The organism is Bacillus cereus group sp. BfR-BA-01524, assembly GCF_022662595.1.
Lineage (GTDB): Bacteria > Bacillota > Bacilli > Bacillales > Bacillaceae_G > Bacillus_A > Bacillus_A thuringiensis_S.
The window spans coordinates 1-22,186 of the sequence record NZ_JAKUDW010000068.1 but is presented as its reverse complement, the minus strand read 5'-3'; the positions used below and the strand labels follow the sequence as shown (position 1 = coordinate 22,186).

Sequence of the window (22,186 nt, the reverse complement as noted above, 5' to 3'; positions counted from 1 at the left end):
AATCAATAACGAAAGGAAATCTTTTATAAAATCAATTAAGTTATTTAGTGGGTCTTTCATCATAAATATCTAAAACTACATATTTATGAAATTTTATAAAATTTTCACTTTATATTTAGTCCTAAATCATACGATTTTAATACAAAATACTATAATTTGATTAATAATAGCAGTGTAAAAAACATTGAATATATTTAGATTTTAGAGCTAATGTTACTTTATTACATAATTTGTTTAAAGGGATATATAGGGTTATTATTCAATGTAACTAAAATAATTTAAAAGGAGATAGGAAGTTATGTTTAAAGTAAAAACAAGGGGAAAAATAAAAAGAATTGTTATGGTTTCAACGGCTTGTACCATGTTGTCAATGTATGGAGCACCAATTTCTAGTACAGAGGCAGCAACCCGATCACATGCCCCATCAGTTTATGTAACACCACAAAATACTGCTGCTTCAGATATTATTAGCATAGACTGGTCACCAGTCCAAACAGCACCTTATACGTATTGGGCTGTGCATAACTGGAATCAGGGAGGGGAGGGTGGTGGTTATGCGGGCTTCCAACAACAAAGTGGTTTTGATCAATTCGGTAAACGTACCCTTCACTTTGCACTTTGGGATCCAATAGCATCAAACCAAGCAATAAAAGCTGAATATTTATCGCCGACTTCAGAAGCCAGCAGATTTGGTGGAGAAGGAACAGGTCTGAAGGTACAAACAACTTATAATTGGAAAGATAGTGAATGGTATCGAATGACTCTACGCTCTTGGCAAGAAGATGGCCATACAAAGTTTGGCCAGTGGATAAAAGATAATACATTAAATCAATGGAAGTTAGTTGCTATTATGGATCATCCAGTTGCGAATGTTGCATTTAACTATGGTATATCGATGTTTCAAGAGGACTGGGCTGGTAATGGACAAGATGTAAGAGAAGCACGTCTTAAAAATGGATACAGCAGAAAAGTTTCAGATAAACAATGGAATTCTTGGAATAATCAGCGTATCTCTGGGCAACATGATACGTCCTATCAATACGATGGAGGAGCAACTTCAGAATATCTATGGGTTAGGGCAGGAGGAAATACTCAATCAACTATTGGTACTGGAAAAACTTTTAATATAAATCAGCCTAGTCAACCAGAAATGGGAAATTTAGATTTTGATATCCAAAATACTCGCTTTGAAGCTGGAAAATTAAATGTTTCATGGAAATTGAAGGAACAAAGTACTCCACAGTTTAAAGGGAAAATTGAAATCTATGACAATGAAAAGTTAATGGGACAACCTTTAAAAGTAATTGATAATATTAAGTCCTACCAAACTGAGGTAAGTCAAACTATGCAATTGCCTCAAACAGCTTTTGCTAAAATTACATTAACAGATATATTTGATCGAACTGTAGAGAAAAAAGTAGGAATTACAAATGGAAATTCTGATATTTTAGTAGGGAATCGATTTGCATGGTCCCTAAAAGGAATTAGTGATTTTGAGTTTGCAAAAATCAATTTCAATAAGTCGACAGAAGAAATGCAAATTGACTTAAAAGCAGGCGTACCGCATCATTATTTTAATGAAACGTATGCGAGTATTAAAGTACAAAATACATCAGGAAAAGTAGTATATAATAAAGATGTTTATGGAAACAAACAACAAAATGCTGAATCGCAAAAAGTTCCAGTTAAAGTAGGAGATTATATTGAATTAACACATCTTGAAGGTGTACATAGAGCGAATTTCACAAATTTAGACAACAGTAAACAAGAAAGCTTTGGAAAAAAAGCAATGTATGAAGTCACACGAGAAGGCTTGAAGAAATTAGAAAAAATGCCAGAAGCAACAATTTTAGACGGAAATCAATTTACATGGTCCCTAAAAGGATATAGTGATCGAGAAATTGTAAAGATGGATTATAATAAAGCGGCAGAAGAGCTGAAAATCAAATTAGAAGCTGGTGTACCGCATTCTTACTTCAATAGCACATATGCAAGTATTAAAGTCCAGAACTCGTCTGGTAGCGTTATGTACAATAAGGAAATCATAGGAAATAGACAACAAAATGCTGAAACCCAAACAGTGCCCGTAAAAGTGGGAGATTACATTGAATTAACTCATATAGAAGGAGACGCAGTAAAGGAAAAAACACGCGCAACATTAATGAATCTTGAAAATAACAAAAATGAAACTATTGGAAAGACAGCAAGATACCAGGTTACAAAAGAGGGCTTAAAGAAATTAGAAAAAATGCCAGAGACAACAATTCTAGATGGAAAGCAATTTGCATGGTCATTAAAAGGATATAGTGATCGAGAAATTGCAAAAGTAGATTATAATCAAACAGTAGAAGAGCTGAAAATCAAATTAGAAGCTGGCGTACCGCATTCTCACTTCAATAGTACATATGCAAGTATTAAAGTCCAGAACTCGTCTGGTAGCGTTATGTACAATAAAGAAATCATGGGAAATAGACAACAAAATGCTGAAACCCAAACAGTATCTATAAAAGTGGGAGATTATATAGAATTTACTCATATAGAAGGGGAAGCAGCAAAGGAAAAAACAAGAGCGACTTTAACTAACCTTGAGAATGGAAAACAGGAATATATAGGAAAGAAAAGAACATATCAGGTTACATCTACAGGATTAATAAGAAAATAAATGTATAAAAAAGTTGGGGGAATCCTCAACTTTTTTGTCATTTTAGCCAAGAAGACTCCTTCCAAAAGGAACGCGAATTGAGTAGGTGAAGATGAATTGGTTTCGGGCAAGAGATGACAGGAAGCTATCTTAATTGTCTGTTATACAATAAACAGTTACTCCATTGCCTTTCAAGTATATGTTTATTGTATAACAGACACATGCCGAAATGGAGCTGAAATGAAGGATAATTAATAAATCATATGAATTTCGTATCTATCTAATAAAACACAAGCAACTCTAATTGTAATAGTCTATGGGAACATTATTAAACTTGAACGATATTAATAGAACTTTGTTGATAATTAGTTAAAAAAGTATTGTATGATTAAATGATTTATGTTACATTTTTGTTACAAAGATGTAACTTAACATTAAAATTGTTTCATTTTTATTTCCTTTAATTTCTGTAACGTTACAAAAAGCTATAGATGTTTTTATGTGGATAGGAGTGTGTGTAGTAAAGAGCCTGATTTGAAAATACGTGCACACTTTAAATTTCCTTTCTGTCTGAATGAAGAAGACTACCAACTAATTAAGGGGTTTAAAGTAACAACTTTAAATAAAATGTGCTTCCTTTCCCACACACAAATTAGTACATATTTAAAGTACAGCCTAGTTGCTACACAGACTCTTGTACATATAAACATTAAGGTGAAATAGAGATAAAGATTTATTACATAAAAAACATTACTTAGCTAAACGTAAAAATATCATCTGTGCATTTTTATGAAATGTTAAAATGCCTAGATGATATTTTTTTGAAGATTTCTTGGATATGTTTATGAATAACGATTTCTAATTTTTAATGATTTTTTACAACTAAAACATCCAATAATTTATGTAATTGAATTTATAAGGTGTATGTACATTCACTTATATAGGGAAAATGAGGTTTTTCATATGAAGTATGATTATAAAGTGTTTATATTTATTTGGACAATTATTTTATTATTTTTTCTACTCTATTATGGTTACAGTAAAATTTCTGACACCGAGCAAGTACCAGTCATAACGATCAAACAATAGAAGTACAAGATATTAGAAAAAACAAATAAGATAAAAATAGATTCAGTAAAAAGTCTACTACAGGAAGTAATTAATCTTACTGTATCAGATGAAAATCTTAAAGTGAAAACGCCGATTCTATTAGAAGTGCACAAACGTAAGGCTGTTACTTCGCGCATAGCTTAGTGGGTGCTTCAACCATCCATGTGTATTCGACTTGTCGAGGCTTGTAGTACACGTCGGATTCATCTGAGTAGTGGCTTCTTCCACAAGGAAGAATTGCTCTTTTTTGAAAGGGTGGTGCAAGTGGGAAAGCGATAGAAGAAAAGACCTAGAGTTCTAACTCAAGCCCCCACTGAAACGCTTCATCTCAGTGGGAGTAGTTGACTTGAGTAGCATGCATGTGTCTGTTAACAGAGAATACACGTGACTAAAATGGAAAACTTTTAACCTATTTTTATTTATTCGTAACCTTTAGAGTTTCTAACACGATTTTAGTAGCGTCTGCAATAAGTGTATCATCGTATTCTGCATCTTCTTTATCATGATTAGAAAGGATGGAAAGAACAATCGGCTTTTTATTTGGTGGCCAAATAATTGCGATATCATTCCTTGTTCCATAAGATCCTGCACCTGTTTTATCAGCTACTTCCCATCCTTTTGGTACACCAGCACGAATTAATTTATCCCCAGTCGTATTTCTCTTCATCCAATCTACTAACAGTTCACGTTTCTCAGATGGTAGTACAGTTCCTAATGTAAAAGATTCAAGCGTCTTAGCGATTGCTTTTGGTGTACTCGTATCATGTGTTTCTCCTGGATTTACTTCATTTAATTCAGGTTCAAATCGTTCGGAGTTAGTAACAGTATCACCCATTTCCCTCAAGATTTTTTCAAATGCGGATGGACCACCTAACTTTTTAAGAATTAAATTATGTGCCGTACTGTCACTATATCGAACAGAAGCATCTGCAAGTTCTTTTAACGTCATTCCTGTATCCACATGCTTTTCAGTAATTGGATTATAATTAGATAGGTCTTCACGTGTATACGTAATTCTTTCATCAAGAGCTTCTATTGAATTCTGACGTAAAAGAGCTCCCACTGCTAATGATTTAGATGTAGAGGCAAATGCAAAACGATCATCTGCATGGTAAGCAACAGTTTGATTCGTACTTGTGTCCAGTGCGTAAATACCAAGCTTAGCGTTATATTCTTTTTCAAGTTTAGCAAAAGCATGATTACCTATATTTTCTTGCTTAACTTGATTGGTTCGATTTGTTTGTTTAGTTGATTCTGATTGCGTATTACTATTAGAACAGCCTATCAGTGTCGCGCATGAAAGTAATACGACAGGTACAATTTTTTTGTAATGTGTAATGTTAAAGAACTTCCTTAATATGAACATAAATTTTCAACCTCTTTCAAGAATATATGGTTTCTCCTAGGTTTTTCATACTGATGTAAGTAAAGAGAACATGGGGTAACAATCCTTCTGCAGCTAAAATTTTATAGGTTAAAGCACATGTAAGATGTTTATATGATTGATAAGCTAGTATTTGAGTTATTCCTTCTTCAATCTCACTTGCAATGCTTTACCTGTAAAAGGATTAAGCTTGTACCTCTTAAATACTCACCCTTCTTTTGCATCCTTTTCAAAATAAAAAGTCCTTTCATATTTTTGTAATACATAAGATTAGATTTCAAACGGGATTTATTATATCTAAATTGAACATCTAATTTTAGGAACACATTTAATAGACAATCTAAGTAATAAAATTGTTCCACTTTAATATGAGGAAGAACTTGATGTTTCAATAAAAACAAAAGTAAATTTTTGCTCAGTAGTTTACGTTCATGATATTGATTTTTATACGTGTTTGGTAAAGAAAACATAATAAATTGCAAAAAAATACCGAAATCTAGTTCGGTATAGTGATGTACATATAAAAAAACTCTCTTTGCTATATCTCCCAAAAGAGTCATTACTAAGAGAACTATAAACTGTATTTTCAGAAATATTACAAGCGTGTAAGAAAAATGTAAGGTAATTAAATATGAGAAAAATAATCTTACTACTACAATGGATAACAGATACATTCATGAAAAAATCTGTGGTGCGATATAAAGTTATTTTAGTGCTTGAAACATTTGACCAAGTTTAAATAAGGAAACTCAAAACTAGACCATCAAATGTGACAAGACAAATGATGATTCTATTTTTCTTACAGATTGTATTGGCTATGATTCACAGCAATTTTTCATTTCTAACTTTGCACCAATTAGGGCAAATAACAAATAGGGAAATGTCTGCGATTCAAAGCTCGATTGTTGTATTAGTAATCACTATATAAAATGCATATGTACAAAATTATATTCATAAAAACTGAGGTGTAAAATGAACATTATTTTCAATATAATCGCTAGTTATGCGATTCCGACGATACTACTCACATTCTTGTTACTACTTATATTTGTTTTTAGTTATTTTGTAGTATACAAAAAGATATGTAAAAGAGAAAAAAAACTAACTGTAAAACAAATTATATTGTTTGTTTTAATAACAGGATACTATTCCCTTGCATTATCAGCTACTTCATTTGGTCGTTCAGATGATATGGCCTTTGCAAGAACAATTGATTTTGATGTACTTAGTGTTTATAAAAAAGCATGGAATACATTTTCATTTACTTCCTTTTTCCATATCATCGTGAATATAGGTATGCTTTTTCCGTTAGGAATTTTATTCTCTTTATTTAGTAAGGTTTTTCAAAAAACAAAATGGATGTTAATCATCTCAATTTTAGCAAGTTTATTGATTGAAATTCTTGAATTCACACTGCAACGCGGAAGTATGGAACTAGCCGATTTACTTCATAATACTTTAGGCATGATGCTAGGATATTCTGTGTTAAACATAGTTCTTATATTAAAAAAAAAAGAAACAGATACAAAAATAATCAAATATTTATACCTTCCCATTACAGTAAGTTTCGTCGCACTCGGGATAATGATTTCGTATCAAATGAAGGAATTTGGGAATATGCCTATTGATTCCATTACAAAAACTGATATGTCTCATGTCACTATAAAAACATCAATAGAGTTAAAAGACGAAGGGAAAAAAATGCCTGTTTACAAAAATTACGTTACAAAAAAATCACCTGTTCGAGATGTTGAAATTCTTTCTCCAAAGGAAGCATTTCAAAAACTGAAACAAGGAGACTTCGATCCTATAATATCTTTCAAAGCAGGTGATACATTATTCATTACAAAATATAAGATAGATTACTACACTGATACTAAAGGTTTTTCTCAGCCTATATATGTTTTTGAAGTACACTTAAATGATAAAGATATTTGGTCTCAACCTATTTCCGCAAAGAAATAACGTAAATTTGGTTCTGTTGCAAAGTTTTTCACGAAATACACAGAGACATGAATGTATGAGGAAATATTATGAAGAGGCTACTAGTACTGACTATAATTCATGATACATCGAAAAGGCGGAGTCCGTTTGAAGACTTCGCTTTTGTTTGTATAGTACATGCACAGGAGATAAGAGGATCATCAATCAACTCTCATACTTAATGTGTAAAATTGGAGGGGATTTCTCATATGAAAATAGTAAAAGTAAAAGATCTTGGTAAAGAATATACAGGGAAGGTTCCAGATATAGCACTTTAAAATATTAATTTAATAATTACAGAGGGGGGATTTGTTAGGATTATGGGCCCTTCGAGTAGTGGAAAAACAACATTATTGAATATGGTTTCTCCTATTGACTCGCCAACATCAGGAAGTGTATTCATTCATAATAAAAATCCGTATCAACTCTCATCTAATGATTTGGCCTTATTTCGCAGACAGGGGTTAGGATTCGTTTTTCAATCCTTTAATTTGTTGCATACATTAACAGTAAAAGAGAATAGGGTTCTTCCGCTCGTATTAGATGGCATAAATGTGAAAAGAATAAATAAACGAGTAGAATCTATTTCAAAAAAATTAGGAAACAGTGAAATTTTAAATAAACGAACATATGAAATTTCTGATGGACAAGCACAGCGAATAGCGATTGCCCGTGCACTCATTCATTCTCCTAAATTGGTTCTTGTCGATGAGCCAACAGGAAACTTAGATTCTAAAGCTTCTCAAGATGTAATGGAGTTATTAACACAATTAAATAAAGAGGAAAAGGCAACAATGATGTTAGTAACGCACGATCCAGTTGCTGCAAGTTACTGTGACCGCATAAATTTTATTAAAGGTGGCCAGTTATTCAATGAAGTTAATTGTAAAGACGATCGTCCATTATTCTATAAAAAATTATGGATAGTCTTTCTATGTTAGGGGGAAATAAACATGACTTTTCGACAACTTGCACTCAATAATGTTTTACGGAATAAACGAATATATCTAGGTCATTTTTTTAGTAGTACATTTGCGGTATTGATTTTTTTCACTTATGGGCTACTTGTCTTTCATCCGAACCTACAAGGTGAACTAACTCATGTAAGTACCATCATGAGTACATTTGGGAAAATAGGATTTCATTTATCGTATTACTTAATCTTTGTTTTTTCTTTCTTATTTATTTTCTATTCTGTTAGTGCATTTTTAAAAAATAGAAAAAAAGAGTTTGGATTATTAATGTTACACGGAATGTCTCATCAACAGTTTCATCGATTAATTTTTTTCGAAAATATGTTGATTGGAATCCCTTCTATAGTAGTAGGAATCGGACTAGGAATGGTTTTTTCTAAATTGTTTTTACTGGTTAGTGGGTCTTTATTAGGAGTAGGGCAAACGTTAGCATTTTACTTTCCATTCAAGGCAATAGTAGTAACAGCAATGTCCTTTTTTGTTTTATTTCTACTTATTTCATTGTTCACATCAAAAATGGTGAAAATGAATGAGTTTGTAGAACTTATAAAATCAGAGGAAAAACCAAAACCTGAGCCAATAGTGTCTGTTTGGATCTCCTTGTTGGTACTTATTTTATTTGGAGCGGGTTACTCCTGCATTCACCACAGTATCGCTGCGGTCGATTACATGCGTTTAAATCAATTATTCCTACTCGTAGGAGTAGGAGTCGTATTCATTGTATGTGGGACCTATTTTTTCTTTACTCAATTGTGTGTATATGTGTTATCTGCTTTAAAAAATAGAGAAACTACATTTTTTAATAGAACCAACCTCCTTGTTATTTCAGAATTAATGTATCGCATGAAAGATAATGCGATAACGTTTTTTATCGTTTCAATTATATCTGCAGTATCTTTTACAGCAATTGGAGTTTGTACGGCTATTGCAAATCCTGAATTGGCAAAGCATGAGACACCATATGCATTTACCTATCGTTCAGATAAGGGGAATATACAAGAAAAAATGCATATTGAAGAGATAAAAAAACAATTAAAAGAATCTGGATTTTCATATGAAATTTTAGCAACAAAATTTAAAAGGGTACAAAGTGGTCCGGTTTTAATTAATCTTTCTACGTATAATGAATACGCTAAAAAATTAGGGTATGAAATAGAGAATTTAACAAATGAAAATGAAAGTATCGTTATACGATCAGAGAAAAATCACAAATATGCTGAGGATCTAGAACCTTTTGAATTAAGGCATGGTGAACTAGAAGTACCACTTGCTGTTCAAAAAACAGTTTATATCACAGAATTTACGGGCACGTTTGTTAAACCTGTTATTGTCTCTGATGCTGTTTACAATAAGGTGCTAAATGTTCAACAAGAAGGCGTACTCCGAGATTACACTATATACGGTTTTATCGTTAAAAATTGGTCTGAAACAAGTGGGATTTCTACAAACCTTATGAAGTTCATTGGTACGAATCAAGAGGATTATTATGCCTTTTCATCTTTATATTTAAAATGGATTGAATTGAAACAACAAAACGGATTACTTTCTATTTCAAGTGTAATGGTGGGAATTGTATTTTTTGTATTTACGCTAAGCTTTTTATATTTTCGTCTATTTACTGATTTAGAACGAGATCAAGAGCAATATCAAATGATTTCAAAATTAGGATTAAGCCAAAGTGAGTTAAAACAAATCGTAACAAGACAAATGATATTACTATTTTTCTTACCGATTGTAGTGGCTATGGTTCATAGCAGTTTTGCGTTTCTAACGTTTCATCAATTAGGACAAACAGTAAGTAAGGAAATGTCTGTTCTACAAAGCTCAATTGTTGTATTAGTAATCTTTATTTGTATGCAAATGATTTATTTCCTTAGTATTAGACATCATTATTTAAAACGCATATGTACAAAAGTGTATTCATAAAAAAGATAAACAAAAAATTTAAGGTGCATACTCTATCACTAAATTTGGTTGGATATGCACTTTTAGTATGTTGAAAAATATACCAAGATTAAACTATGTTTGTTCCAATTTCCTTTGACCTTCTTGATTTAATCACTTGTGAGTGGCAACAAAAGAAAGAATCGTTGCCGTACCCCTAAAACAAACGACAGTAATAGCCAATGGCTACCAAAATAATATCTTGTTTAAATTGCTCTCCTTAAAAATATCTCATGTATGATTCTCCTAACTCTATGTTGCAAAAGTTTAGCTTAGTCTTCAAAACTTTGCAACAGAACCTTTTAATGTAAACTTTTGAATACAGGTTGTCTTTAAAGACAATAGAAATGAAAAAAGAATCTATGATTTGAAGCTTTTAAAAAAAAGGAGAATCTCCATTTCACTTCTAAGGATGAGATGGAGACTCTTTTGTTGTTTATTTGCTGGATAATGGAATGGTAACTAAAAATGCTACGCCTTGTTTGGTATTATTTATAGAATACGTGATAAAAAGGGATTCAAAAATTTGTTTTACAATATATAACCCTAAGCCACTCCCTCCCGTATTTCGATTTCTTGACTTTTCGATTCGATAAAATGGTTTGAAAATATGTTGTATATCTTCTTCTTTTATTTTGACACCTGTATTGATAACTCGCATTTGGATGTTGTTTTGTTTAGAATCCTTTGTTAACTTTATATAGACTTTTTCGTTATACGGTGAATACATAATCGCATTATGAATGATGTTTTTACAAGCTTTTTCTAAAAGAACATAATCCGTATAAACAAAAATGTCAGAATCGACTTCTTTTATTATTTGAATGCCTTTTTGAGAAGCAAAAAATTCGAGGTTTTTTGTGATTGTATCTATTGATTTCGAAAGATTTACTTCTTCCACTTGAAGTTTAAAGGTATGTTGTTCTAATTTTGACATGCTTAAAATTTCGCGAACCAGTTGTTCCAGACTTTCAATTATTTGATAATTTTTCTTTAAATATTGGTCACGATTTTGATAAGGGCCGATATTATATATCATCCCTTCTAAGTATCCTTTCATAACAGTAAGAGGAGTTTTTAATTCATGTGCTACAATAGCAAAGAATTCCCTTCGCTTTGTTTCTATTTCTCTTTCTTTTTCAATATCACTTTTTAATTGCTGATTCGCTTTTTGTAAATCAAAAATTGCTTGTTGTAAATTTATGGACATATCATTCAAGCTATTGGACAATTCCCCTAATTCATCCATAGAACGAACCTCGATTTTTTCAGAAAAATCCAAGTTTGCCATCTTTTGTGCGCCTTTATTAATATAAATAAGTGGTTTAGTAATAAACCTTGAATAGAGATAAGCACTTCCTAAACCAATAACCAGTACAATGATACTAATATAGGGTAGAAAACGTACCAAGACCTGTGAAGCTTCATCGATTGGTTGAAATGTTGCGAACACCACAAGCGTTAAGTTAACATCTTGGAATTGTATTGGCTTGGTAGCCTCATATGAATTACGAGATTGAGCCAAACCCTTTATTGGTACTGTTGTAACAAAACCTTTTGCTGGAGTACCTCCCTGAACAGTACCCTCTTGAATAGTACTCCCTTGAATAGTACTTTGAAGAAAAGGATAATAAATAATCCTTCCCTCATTATCTTGAAGATATATCACTGCATTATTTTTTTGTGCGTATTCATCAACAAGTGGTGTTGCATTTTGAAGCGAAAGATATTTAGATTTATCAATTATTTCTTCGATTCCCGTTTGAAGCTGATCTGTTTTGTATTTCTCATAAAATTTAGGGAGAAAGAAGTATAAAGTTACATAAATTAAGGTTGCAAAGGCTAACAAAATGAGGGATGTAGTCATAAAGAGTTTATAGGTAATTCTCTTCATCTTCATGATTTTTACAATCTTATTCATCGATTTTATAACCAATGCCCTTTACTGTTTTAATATAGGGTATATCTAATTTTTTTCGTATGTTTTTCATATGCGTATCAATCATTCGTGTGTCTCCGGCATACTCATATCCCCAAATTTTTTCTACAATATTTTCTCTTGTGAGTACCTTTTTTTCGTTTTGAAGTAGTAGTTGTAAAATTTCAAATTCTTTTGTCGTTAGGGGAACTTCAACTTTATTCACATATACTTTATATGCATCGCCATTGACATGTAGTTCTCTAAATACAAAATGATTATCCGTATTTTGATTATTACTTCTTCTCAGTACTGCTTCGACTCGTCTCATCAAAACATGAAAAGAAAAAGGTTTCGTAATATAATCATCGATTCCAAGATCAAATCCTTTCATTTGATCTTGTTCTTCTTCTAGCGCAGTTAGCATAATAATTGGTATATTTGACTGACTTCGAATCATTTTGGCAACTTCAAATCCATTCAGGTTTGGCATCATCACATCTAGTAGAATTAAATCGAAGGACTGCTTATTAAATTGTTTCATGCCCTCTAATCCATCTGATGCAACTATAACTTTATACTGTTGTGTCATTAAAAATTGTTTGATTAATTCTTGTATTTCTTGATCATCTTCTACCACCAGAATGTGATAGTTCTTCATAATATCACCTCTTGTAGTCATTATAACCTTCCAATCTGGAGTTGATGTGGAGACGTATTAGAAACACTATAAAAACTTCACAAGAAAACTACATGTATTTCAAATCAGCTCCAGATGCATGAGATAGGTTATATACATAACAAGACAGAGGGAGGTAATCAAGATATGTCACTGGAATCAAACATCATTCTTTCTTTATTAGATGTACAACTGTGGATGGCCCCTCATTCGAATAATAGTCGCATAAAAGAGAAAAAACAGAAATTAAAATTAGCGCCGTGCTTAAATAAATACACAAGTGTAAATAAAAGAAAACTATATAGGTCTAGTGAACAAAAATAGAGAGGATCAAATTGATTCTTTTTTTTGTATTCAATAACGAGGTACTGAAAATCTTTACTATAAATCTAGATTAACTCCATATAGAATACAGATTAAGTTTGTATGCTACATGTATCAAATAGAAAGGAATGATACATGATGTTGACGACTTACACAATCTATCAAATTTTATCCCTTCCTTCTTATTTACACACAAACCTATTACCATCCATTCTCACGAGAATGCTAGGATCTAAGTTTATAACAAAAGAATAAATAAGCTAATGGATGTTTATTGTCCCTTGTTTCCGTTTTTTGCAAAACACCTGTATAAACATGCATGCTACTATGTACATTGAATACTCTATTTGTTGAGAGCCTAATAGGCTCTTTTTTAGAGACAAGCCCGAAGTGGGTGTGAATATCGTTATATATATTCGTAGAAAAATTCAAATATAATGTTACCTCTACGAAAAAACTGTTGATTTATGTCTAAACCATGCCTAAAGGTAAAATTTTTATTTTTTGAAATGGTGATTTCTAAATATTACATTCATACATCGTATTTCAAATATAAAGACAAAAATATTCAATTGTAAATTGAAGGAGAAAGGGATGTTCACAATGGGACACTACGATACAAATCAAACAGAAAGCAATAGGAATAAAGCCTATAAAAAAACAGGGTATTTTTTCACAGGAATAATTGGTGCAGTGATTGGTGCAATTACCATTGGATTGACCGCTCCTTATATAAATGAAATCAAAGGAAGTGCAGGTCAATCTCCTAAGCATAACGAAGTAAATCAGGCTACGCCGATCTCTTACAAACCAGAAGATGTGAGCAATCCTCAAAATATGATTGAATCTGCAAAAGAAGTTGTCGTGGGTGTCATTAACTATAAACAAAATGCAGGTTCATTTAATACGCAAAATCAATCAGAAGAAGCTGGTTCGGGTTCAGGGGTCATATATAAAAAAAACGGCAATAAAGCTTTCATTGTTACAAATAATCATGTGATAGACGGTGCGAATAAAATAGAAGTGAAATTGAATAATGGTAAAAAGGTTCCCGCTAAAGTAGTAGGGACAGATCCATTATTAGATTTAGCGGTATTAGAAATTGACGGGGCAGATGTAAAAAGAGTCGCAACACTTGGAGACTCAGAAAAAATTCGTACAGGGGAAACGGTAATAGCCATTGGGAATCCATTGGGGCTAGAAGGTAGTGTAACAAAGGGGATTATTAGTAGCAAGGAACGAGAAATACCTGTTAGTACACTTGGAAATCAACAAGTGGATTGGCAAGCACAGGTCATTCAAACAGATGCAGCTATTAATCCCGGTAATAGTGGAGGAGCTTTGTTTAATGAACAGGGTGAAGTCATTGGAATTAATTCTAGTAAAATTGCACAACAAGCAGTGGAAGGAATTGGATTTGCAATCCCAATTCATGTAGCCAAAACAACCCTAGAGTCTCTTGAAAAAGAGGGAACAGTTAAACGCCCAATGATGGGTGTACAGTTATTGGATATTGAGAAAATAACAGATTCTGCACGTAATCAATTAAAATTACCAAAAGAGATAACAAGTGGTGCCATGTTGGGGAATATCTCAAGTCAATCATCAGCAGAAAAAGGCGGATTACAACAGTATGATGTTGTGATTGCATTGGATGAACAAAAAATAGAAAATGTCGTTCAATTCCGTAAATATTTATATGAAAAGAAAAAATTGGGGGATACAATTAAAGTAACCGTTTATCGAAATGGTGAAAGACTAACAAAAAACGTGAAATTAACGGATCAAACACGTGCCGCTTAAAAATATAGCCACCTTTCGGTGGTTTTTTTATATGTGCTTTTTGTGTGGGTACTAGATATATCAGAAGTGGTAAATGTCATGAAGCAAAAAGAATGCCCACATTGTTATTCCAAGCAGGAGGCTAATTTTTCTAGCGATAGCATCTCATTTTGTACTGTATGGGTCATAAATAAAGGGAGTTATCCCGTGTTTGTATTCCTTCCTCAAGTTAATTGGTTGGTGACTAATATTTTATACCTATTATTATTCCGTTTGTCCTCATTCCACATTAAATGGATTGACTCTTTACCAATGTTCAAAATCGATTACATATTTTAATTTGTGTTCCAGCTTTTCTTGACTATATTAACAAATCACTACATATGCACTCCAGATAAGACCTAATATCTTTAGATAATCTACTGAATATCTTCATATAAACTCCAGATAGTGTATATAGAATAACAACTATCAAGGAGGTTAGGAAAAATGAATTTTATAAAACGCGCAATTCTCAGTATGAAAAAAAGAATAGGAACATCATTAATTTTGATGGCGGTCTTTCTGATTGTTACAAATTTAGTGTTGGCAGGATTCACAATTCAAAATGCATCAAAAAAAGCTGCGGATGCAGCAAGAAAAAAACTAGGTGCAGATGTTACTTTAGGTCTTGATTTTGATAAATTAGGTCAACAAGCTAGGGAAACGGGAGAGATGCCTAAACCACCAAAGCTCAACACAAAAGAAACAGATCAATTAGCGAAGTCCAAGTATGTAAAAGACTATAATTATATAACCCATAATTTCGGAATTGCGGATGGGTTTAAATTAGTAGGAGTTTCAGAAGGAGAAGAAGGAAAAGGAAAAGGTAGCGTTGCAATAGCGGGAGGATCAGGTTCAGGTTCAGAAATAGATATGAATTCTTCTCTTATGATAGAAGGAGTTCGCAAGACTTTATTACACGAAAGTTTTAAAAATGGAAAAAGTAAAATCATTGATGGGAAACCAATTACAGAACAGATGCAAGATCAGAATGTAGCTTTAATGGAAAAACGATTAGCGGAACAAAACAATTTGAAAGTAGGAGATAAAGTTAAAGTTCAATCAGGGGATAAGAAGGAAACTCTTGAAATTGAAATTATCGGTATTTATGAAACGAATGAACAACCAATGGGTCAAAATGCCCCTCCTATGATGAATCCAGCTAATAAACTATATATGCCTTACTCTACTTTAAAAAAATTAGAAACAGATGAAGGTATGAGTAGTAGTATTCAAGTTGTGTACTTATTGAACGATCCACAATACATTGATGCATTTAAAAAAGAAGCAAAAAAATCTGATATTGATTTTAAGTATTTTAAGTTAGATGCACAAGATTCATTGTACAAACAAATGATTGGTCCTATCGAAAATATCGCTTCTACGTCTCAAATGATTATCTATATGGTATCTATTGCAGGTGCGATTATCTTAGGATTAATTATTATGTTATCGATTAAAACACGTCGTAAGGAAATGGGGATTCTATTGTCCATTGGAGAGAAAAAATGGAAACTGATGGCGCAGTTCGTAGTAGAAGTGGTATGTATTGCTATTTTAGCATTTGGATTATCCCTAACAACAGGAACTAAAGTTTCTCAATTCGTAGGGGATAACTTACTTTCTAGTGAAATTGCTACAGCAAGCGAAGAAAAAGACAATCCACAAAATGGTAGTGTAATGGTAGCTGGAATTGGTGATACTCCACAAAACCAAAATGAAGATCCAATTGATAAGATTGATGTAAGTGTAACGGGTGAGGATGTAGGAAAAATGGGCGGAATTGGACTGACTATTGCTATATTAGCAACTATTTTGCCAGCATTATCTATTCTACGCTTAAATCCAAAACAAATCCTTTTAAAAGATGAATAAGGAGGCTCGATATGGAGACGATTTTACAATTTAAAAACTTAGATTATTATTATGAAAGTAACGGAAAAAAAGTAAAGATACTAGATAATGTTAATTTTTCTTTTCAAAAAGGGCATTTCTACACGATTTTAGGGCCATCTGGATCTGGTAAAACCACAACTCTTAGCTTAGGTTGTGGGCTGGATATACCTAAAAATGGTTATGTACTGTATAATGGCAAGGATATTCGAAAAATTGGTTTGGATCGATACCGTAATCAAAATGTATCTGTAATTTTCCAATCTTATAATTTGATTACCTATATGACTGCTCTTCAGAATGTATTAACGGCAATGGAAATTACAGGTGTAAAGGTACAAAATAAAAAAGTAAGAGCATTAGAATTATTAGAGAAGGTAGGACTTACAGAAGTAGAAGCGAAACGAAATATCTTGCAACTAAGTGGTGGACAACAACAACGTGTAGCAATTGCTCGAGCACTATCTTGTAATGTTGATTTACTGATTGCGGATGAGCCGACAGGAAACCTTGATGAAGAAACAGCAAATGACATTATTGATTTGTTCCAGGAGCTCGCTCATCAAGAAAATAAATGTGTAATTGTTGTAACGCATTCACAGGAAGTTGCAAAAAAATCGGATCGAGCTGTTTATTTAAGTAAGAAAAAATTAGCAGTAAAAGATGCGCCTAGCATCTAAAAAACAAATACTATCACTAGAAGAGTTTGCAGGGTATAGGAATCGTGAAAATGATAAATAACTAGTTAATTATTTTCCGGAAAAATATATGATTAATTTAAAAAGGAATGGAGATAAAAATCTCCATTCCTTTTTAGATAGATAATTTAACCCTTATTTAACAGCCTCTTTTAAAGCTTTCCCAGCTTTAAATGCAGGTGCTTTTCCTCCTGGGATATGCATTTCTTCGCCCGTTTGGGGATTGCGCCCAGTACGCGCAGAACGCTCACGTACTTCAAATGTACCAAATCCAATTAACTGTACGGATTCCTCTTTTTGAAGAGATTGTGTAATTTGATCTAGTATAGCTTGTACAGATGCGGTAGCCTCTTTTTTAGTAAGTGATGTTTTCTCGGATACTTGGTTAATTAGTTCTGTTTTATTCATTATGGACCTCCATTAAATAATATTTGTTAATTTAATTTTATAGTATAGTATGTTTTTAGAAGAACTTGCTACAATTGCTCATCAGTATACAGAGGATACCATCCATTGTTACAATCACGCCATTGTAGAAGAAATAGGATAACAGGAGGAAACATGCGGTCCCAAATTAATATTACGTGTGTTTTTTGACCATACATTACTTACTTTTAATGTATATATTGAATATATAGATATATTGTGTTATGATGTGAATTAGAAACTCGCGTGTTTCAAATACAACATTTTTATCTTCTTGATGACCTCTTATCTTTCCGTAAGAGGTCCTTTTTTATCCCTCAGTATTGCATAGCCGTTAAAATACTATGAAAAGATACTAGAGACTACTACACTGTGATATTCTCTAGTATTTTTATTTACCTAGATTATCTATTGTTGGGTGAACGATGAATTATTACTTTTTGTATAATTTTCACAAAATAACTTTTAACCCTTATTTATTTCAATATAAAATAATAACTGGATATATCTGACTATCGGTTATATGAATAGGTATGTCCTTCTTTCTATTATGACTGAAAAGTTAGTAGATAAGAAATGGAATGTTAAACAAGCTATTACTTACTCTACACGATTACTAGTAAACAGAGGCCTGTATTGGGAAGAAGAATATTTTGATTTATACAGCCTTGATGATAGCTATGACTTAGCGCAGGAAGGTATCCACTTTAATGAAAAAGATGTGATTTTTACTTATATCGATACATTAGGTGCTTTTCGCGTCCATTTTAGCGAGTTTGAAGATCTCTATTTGAAAGTCATGAAACTTTTGTGTTGAATGATGTGACTCTATTTGTAAACCCATTTACTATTATCTTTCGTTTGCCCATTCACTTAAACAATTTCTGTTACTTCATGAGCTGTATATTTATCACCAGATTTATCTAGCCAAAATAAATCTATCTTCGTGTTGATGAATTATTGTCTCTTAATAACTTAATGCTACCATCTTTAATTTTTCTAGCATCAAGCAAAGCTAGCATGTTAAATGTATAATTAGACGCCTGTAAATGAGCATCACTATTTAAATTTTTACCTGAGAGTAATTCAGTTAATTAGTAGAAAAAGGAAGAGGTCTATTTGGCCCCTTCCTTTTTCTCATACATAACGCTTGTTGACAACTTATGAAATAATAGCATTCATCGCTATTAAAATATAACATTAAAAGCAATTAATTAGATATGTAATTTTGCATAGATTGTACTATTCCATGAATGGGAACAAAACTATTTATCTCTTCCTGTATGGAAACAAATAGATTTAGGTTTATTTAGGGTAAGAAGACCTGATCATTGATTGCTGGTTAAACCATATTTCTACGTATTTGAAACAAATTATTTCACTGGATTGTATGTTAAAGAGAGTGAGGGCTTTATGCAATGTAGATTGTTTCTTGGTTTCTTACTCGTGATTTTACTAGGAGGAGGCACCGGAAAAGAAGTTACGTTATATACGATTTCAAAAGGGGATATTAGTCAGTGCATCCAAAGACACGCTCCGTTTCTGTTTTCTATCCTACTAAATTACCATTCCAAGCAGATTCCTTCTCTTTCAAACAATTCATCCATTGAATAAAGATAATTCCGCCATACGTATCGGAGGGCATGAAACTTTCTTAATACCATTTGGAATATATTTCAATATACTTCCGATACTATAACAGATCGGAAATTTCTCTATTGGAGGTATAGAATGGCATATCCATTTCGTAACTTAGTATTTGAAGGTGGCGGGGTAAAGGGAAGCGCTTATATAGGTGCCATCCGTGCACTAAATGAAGAAGGGATTTTACCAGAAATACAACGATTTGGGGGGACTTCAGCAGGAGCAATTACTGCATTACTTTTAGGTCTTTCCATTCCATTCGCAGATCTTGTAAAAATCCATAAAGACATGAATTTTAAAGCGTTTAAAGATGATGATTTTTCGATTGTACAAGATAACATTCGTTTATTTTTTGATGGTTTTGGTATCTATAAAGGGGATTTCTTCACTGAGTGGGTAGGGAAGATCGTTGAAAAGTGGACAGGGAGTAAGGACACAACCTTTCAGCAGTTGTATGACAAAACAGGAAAAGACGTGTTTTTCCAAGGTACGAACATTTCTACACACCAGCTTCGTACGTTTTCTCGTGAAACGACACCTGATGTCCCGTTAGTAGTTGCTGTGCGGATTTCGATGTCCATCCCATTCTTTTTTAAATCTGTAGAATGGGAAAAAGATTATTATGTAGACGGAGGTGTACTCGATAACTATCCAATTCGTTTATTTGATCGGAAAAGTTTTGTGAATAAAGAAGAACACTTCACGACCACAGATACGATTGACGAGGTTAATAAATTGGTAAGCAATACGGAGGATCATTCTACACTAAGAAGCTTACACACGAAATACAATGCATCTTTCTTTGATCCTGCAGATGAAATTGTCTACAACAAAGAAACACTGGGTTTCCGTTTAGAATCTCAGGCCGAGATTGCCATGTTAAAACATATCGCAACTTCAACAGAACATCATATTGGTCATTCTCTTATTCATTTTGTATGGAATTTGTCTCAAACGATGATCAAAGGTCATGAGAGCGGAAAAACAACCAAGGAAGATGCTGCCCGCACTGTATTTATCAATACATTCTTTACGCCGTCGTTTAATTTTGATATCACAGAAGAAGAAAAGAAAACACTCATGAATTCAGGCTATACTTCTACTAAAGACTATCTACATCAGTTTAATACGCCTGAAGTAAAATTGTTTAATCGACCATAAAGCCGAGTGCAATGCACCTGGCTTTTTTTAATCATCCTGTAACTTCTTTTTTTAGTAGCCAATTAAAATTTAGATAGACTATGCATAGAATAAGAGAGAGGAGATAACAGGAAGTAATAAATATAAGTTTGGATGACTTCTTATTTTGTAAAACTAGGGTGTAGAAAGGGTGAAAAAGGTGGAAGAAAAACGAATTATGATTTATGTAGTGGGTGGTAATGTCAAAGTTGCGAGCCCCCCATGATGTTGTGTTGGATATCGTTGATTTTGATAACTTAGAAGAATACGTAGAACCCATTTTTACAGGTATATTGTATTAAGAACAGGAGAGAAGTATGACTCAAAAAGAAGTAATGGTAGAATACATCTCAAATGCCCGCTTTAGCCAACCTACCACCAATTGAAATGGTTGTTTATACAATTTTTCGGCTAACATAGTACAAAAGAGAACCCTAAAACCGTGGATAGGAATGTATTAAAAAATAAATAGAGTAAAAAGGCGGATTTCTTGTGAAAGCAGGGGTAGTTCAAATAGTTTTGTAAATAAACTATAATAGTTTATTTTTCTGCATTATTGAAATTAGTAATAATAAAATGTATTATTGAAAAGCACAATTTATAATTCAAGTAATCAAGACTATGTGCCTATAATAATTTGAACATTCAGAAATTATAATATTGTCTAAAAACGAGGTGGGATTCATAGAAACAGTACATATTAAATGGTATGGCATGTATAGTATAAATGATTTTTATAATAGGGAAGAAGCTTCTAAGAAAGGGATATTTGCAATCTCTAGAGTATAAGAAGGTGACATTGCTCTATATAGGACAAACAAAAAGAAGCTTTATACAAAAGGTAAGGGAACTTAATAAGGAATGGCTTTGTGATGAGAGCGAATTAAGGATTACATTAGGAATAATAGAATTTCCTAGTGGTGAAATTTACTCTGAAAAGAAGGTAAAAGAGATAAAATCCCTGTTGATTTTACGACATACCCCATTAGAAAACGAAACATCTTTATTATACCATAGAGGGAAATTTAATTTAAAAATTATAAATAAGGGAAGAAGAGGTTTAATTGTTAAAAAGCTTTCTACAGGAGATCTAATGTGGACGTAATTGGAATCACCTTTGAATAAAAGTGAAGGTTTCTTAAGTGCAGAAGCTTATCAATTTTTAATGAATTAAACTATTTTTAATAACATATGTCAGATGCTTGAAAAAACAAATTTTATTATGGTATGAAATCCTGTATGGAAAGTGTAGTTTATTTCTATTATTTAATAAAAATATTAAGAATTATAGGGATAATGCATAAAGAGTAGAGGAGAAAGTAAACACGGAGGTTTGAAGAATGGGACAAGTAAGCAGGTTTCAAGAAAAACAACAGAATCGTCGTCAAAAGGCAATTTTTAATATTGCATTTACTTTGATATTAGTGACAGTTGGTATAGTGACATACCAGTTGTTTACCCCTTCTAATATATCAAAGAAAGCAATTGCTCAAGAAAAGAAAGCAACACAGATAGAAGAGAAGAAAATTGAAGATAAAGAAACATCAAAGATAGAAGAGAAGAAA

General features: G+C 32.4%; 12 protein-coding genes and 7 pseudogenes. 13 read left to right on the top strand and 6 right to left on the bottom strand.

The genetic code is table 11. From position 1 onward, the window contains the following. Positions 1-298: 298 nt before the first annotated feature. On the top strand, positions 299-2,662 hold the full coding sequence (locus MR170_RS21465) for a putative mucin/carbohydrate-binding domain-containing protein (protein WP_105433604.1): 2,364 nt from the start codon (positions 299-301) through the stop codon (positions 2,660-2,662). A 1,504-nt stretch (positions 2,663-4,166) separates the two neighbouring features. Here the strand turns inward: MR170_RS21465 and blaIII are convergent. Beyond that, complete coding sequence (gene blaIII / locus MR170_RS21460; protein WP_098641027.1) at positions 4,167-5,117, bottom strand: class A beta-lactamase BlaIII; 951 nt, start codon at positions 5,115-5,117, stop codon at positions 4,167-4,169. Between the two features lie 787 nt (positions 5,118-5,904). Here blaIII and MR170_RS32755 point away from each other — a divergent pair. Together MR170_RS32755 and MR170_RS21455 are read left to right on the top strand one after the other, a co-directional pair. After that, positions 5,905-6,092, top strand: a pseudogene (locus tag MR170_RS32755) (ABC transporter permease); the annotation flags it as partial. 15 nt (positions 6,093-6,107) lie between these two features. Further along, positions 6,108-7,100, top strand: a complete 993-nt coding sequence (locus MR170_RS21455) for a VanZ family protein (protein ID WP_242309199.1) — start codon at positions 6,108-6,110, stop codon at positions 7,098-7,100. 90 nt (positions 7,101-7,190) lie between these two features. Here the strand turns inward: MR170_RS21455 and MR170_RS32750 are convergent. Next, positions 7,191-7,271 (bottom strand): annotated as a pseudogene (locus MR170_RS32750) (IS6 family transposase); the annotation flags it as partial. Positions 7,272-7,327: 56 nt separating this feature from the next. Here MR170_RS32750 and MR170_RS21450 point away from each other — a divergent pair. Both MR170_RS21450 and MR170_RS21445 read left to right on the top strand, forming a co-directional pair. Further along, positions 7,328-8,100: pseudogene (locus tag MR170_RS21450) on the top strand (ABC transporter ATP-binding protein). Further along, entirely contained in the window at positions 8,072-10,018 is a 1,947-nt protein-coding gene (locus MR170_RS21445) for an FtsX-like permease family protein (protein ID WP_242309197.1), read from the top strand. The pseudogene MR170_RS21450 and the gene MR170_RS21445 overlap by 29 nt, the downstream one beginning before the upstream one ends. Positions 10,019-10,202: 184 nt before the next feature. Here MR170_RS21445 and MR170_RS32745 read toward each other — a convergent pair. The 3 genes and pseudogenes from MR170_RS32745 to MR170_RS21435 all read right to left on the bottom strand — a co-directional run. Further along, positions 10,203-10,271 (bottom strand): annotated as a pseudogene (locus MR170_RS32745) (IS6 family transposase); the annotation flags it as partial. 201 nt (positions 10,272-10,472) lie between these two features. Continuing rightward, entirely contained in the window at positions 10,473-11,936 is a 1,464-nt protein-coding gene (locus tag MR170_RS21440; RefSeq protein ID WP_242309206.1) for a sensor histidine kinase, read from the bottom strand. Between the two features lie 13 nt (positions 11,937-11,949). Beyond that, entirely contained in the window at positions 11,950-12,615 is a 666-nt protein-coding gene (locus MR170_RS21435) for a response regulator transcription factor (RefSeq protein WP_043938391.1), read from the bottom strand. A 165-nt stretch (positions 12,616-12,780) separates the two neighbouring features. Here MR170_RS21435 and MR170_RS21430 point away from each other — a divergent pair, with 165 nt between their 5' ends. The 4 genes from MR170_RS21430 to MR170_RS21415 all read left to right on the top strand — a co-directional run bounded on the left by MR170_RS21430 (position 12,781) and on the right by MR170_RS21415 (position 17,354). After that, the gene (locus MR170_RS21430) at positions 12,781-12,957 is read left to right on the top strand and encodes a hypothetical protein (protein ID WP_173927810.1); all 177 of its coding nucleotides are present in this window, start codon (positions 12,781-12,783) and stop codon (positions 12,955-12,957) included. Between the two features lie 594 nt (positions 12,958-13,551). After that, positions 13,552-14,760 carry a S1C family serine protease gene (locus MR170_RS21425; RefSeq protein WP_242309195.1) on the top strand — a complete coding sequence of 403 codons (1,209 nt, stop codon included), beginning with the start codon at positions 13,552-13,554 and terminating at the stop codon, positions 14,758-14,760. Between the two features lie 468 nt (positions 14,761-15,228). After that, on the top strand, positions 15,229-16,656 hold the full coding sequence (locus MR170_RS21420) for an ABC transporter permease (protein WP_105433600.1): 1,428 nt from the start codon (positions 15,229-15,231) through the stop codon (positions 16,654-16,656). An 11-nt stretch (positions 16,657-16,667) separates the two neighbouring features. Beyond that, entirely contained in the window at positions 16,668-17,354 is a 687-nt protein-coding gene (locus MR170_RS21415) for an ABC transporter ATP-binding protein (RefSeq protein WP_043938388.1), read from the top strand. A gap of 153 nt (positions 17,355-17,507) precedes the next feature. Here the strand turns inward: MR170_RS21415 and MR170_RS21410 are convergent, their stop codons facing one another. Beyond that, the gene (locus MR170_RS21410) at positions 17,508-17,780 is read right to left on the bottom strand and encodes an HU family DNA-binding protein (protein ID WP_016082827.1); all 273 of its coding nucleotides are present in this window, start codon (positions 17,778-17,780) and stop codon (positions 17,508-17,510) included. Positions 17,781-18,333: 553 nt separating this feature from the next. Here MR170_RS21410 and MR170_RS21405 point away from each other — a divergent pair. The 4 genes and pseudogenes from MR170_RS21405 to MR170_RS21390 form a co-directional block, all read left to right on the top strand. Beyond that, positions 18,334-18,615: pseudogene (locus tag MR170_RS21405) on the top strand (hypothetical protein); the annotation flags it as partial. A 914-nt stretch (positions 18,616-19,529) separates the two neighbouring features. Next, positions 19,530-20,603, top strand: coding sequence for a patatin-like phospholipase family protein (locus tag MR170_RS21400; protein ID WP_043938386.1), 1,074 nt, complete (start codon positions 19,530-19,532; stop codon positions 20,601-20,603). Positions 20,604-21,335: 732 nt separating this feature from the next. Next, positions 21,336-21,726: pseudogene (locus MR170_RS21395) on the top strand (sodium:proton symporter). 235 nt (positions 21,727-21,961) lie between these two features. Further along, positions 21,962-22,186: pseudogene (locus MR170_RS21390) on the top strand (YrrS family protein); the annotation flags it as partial.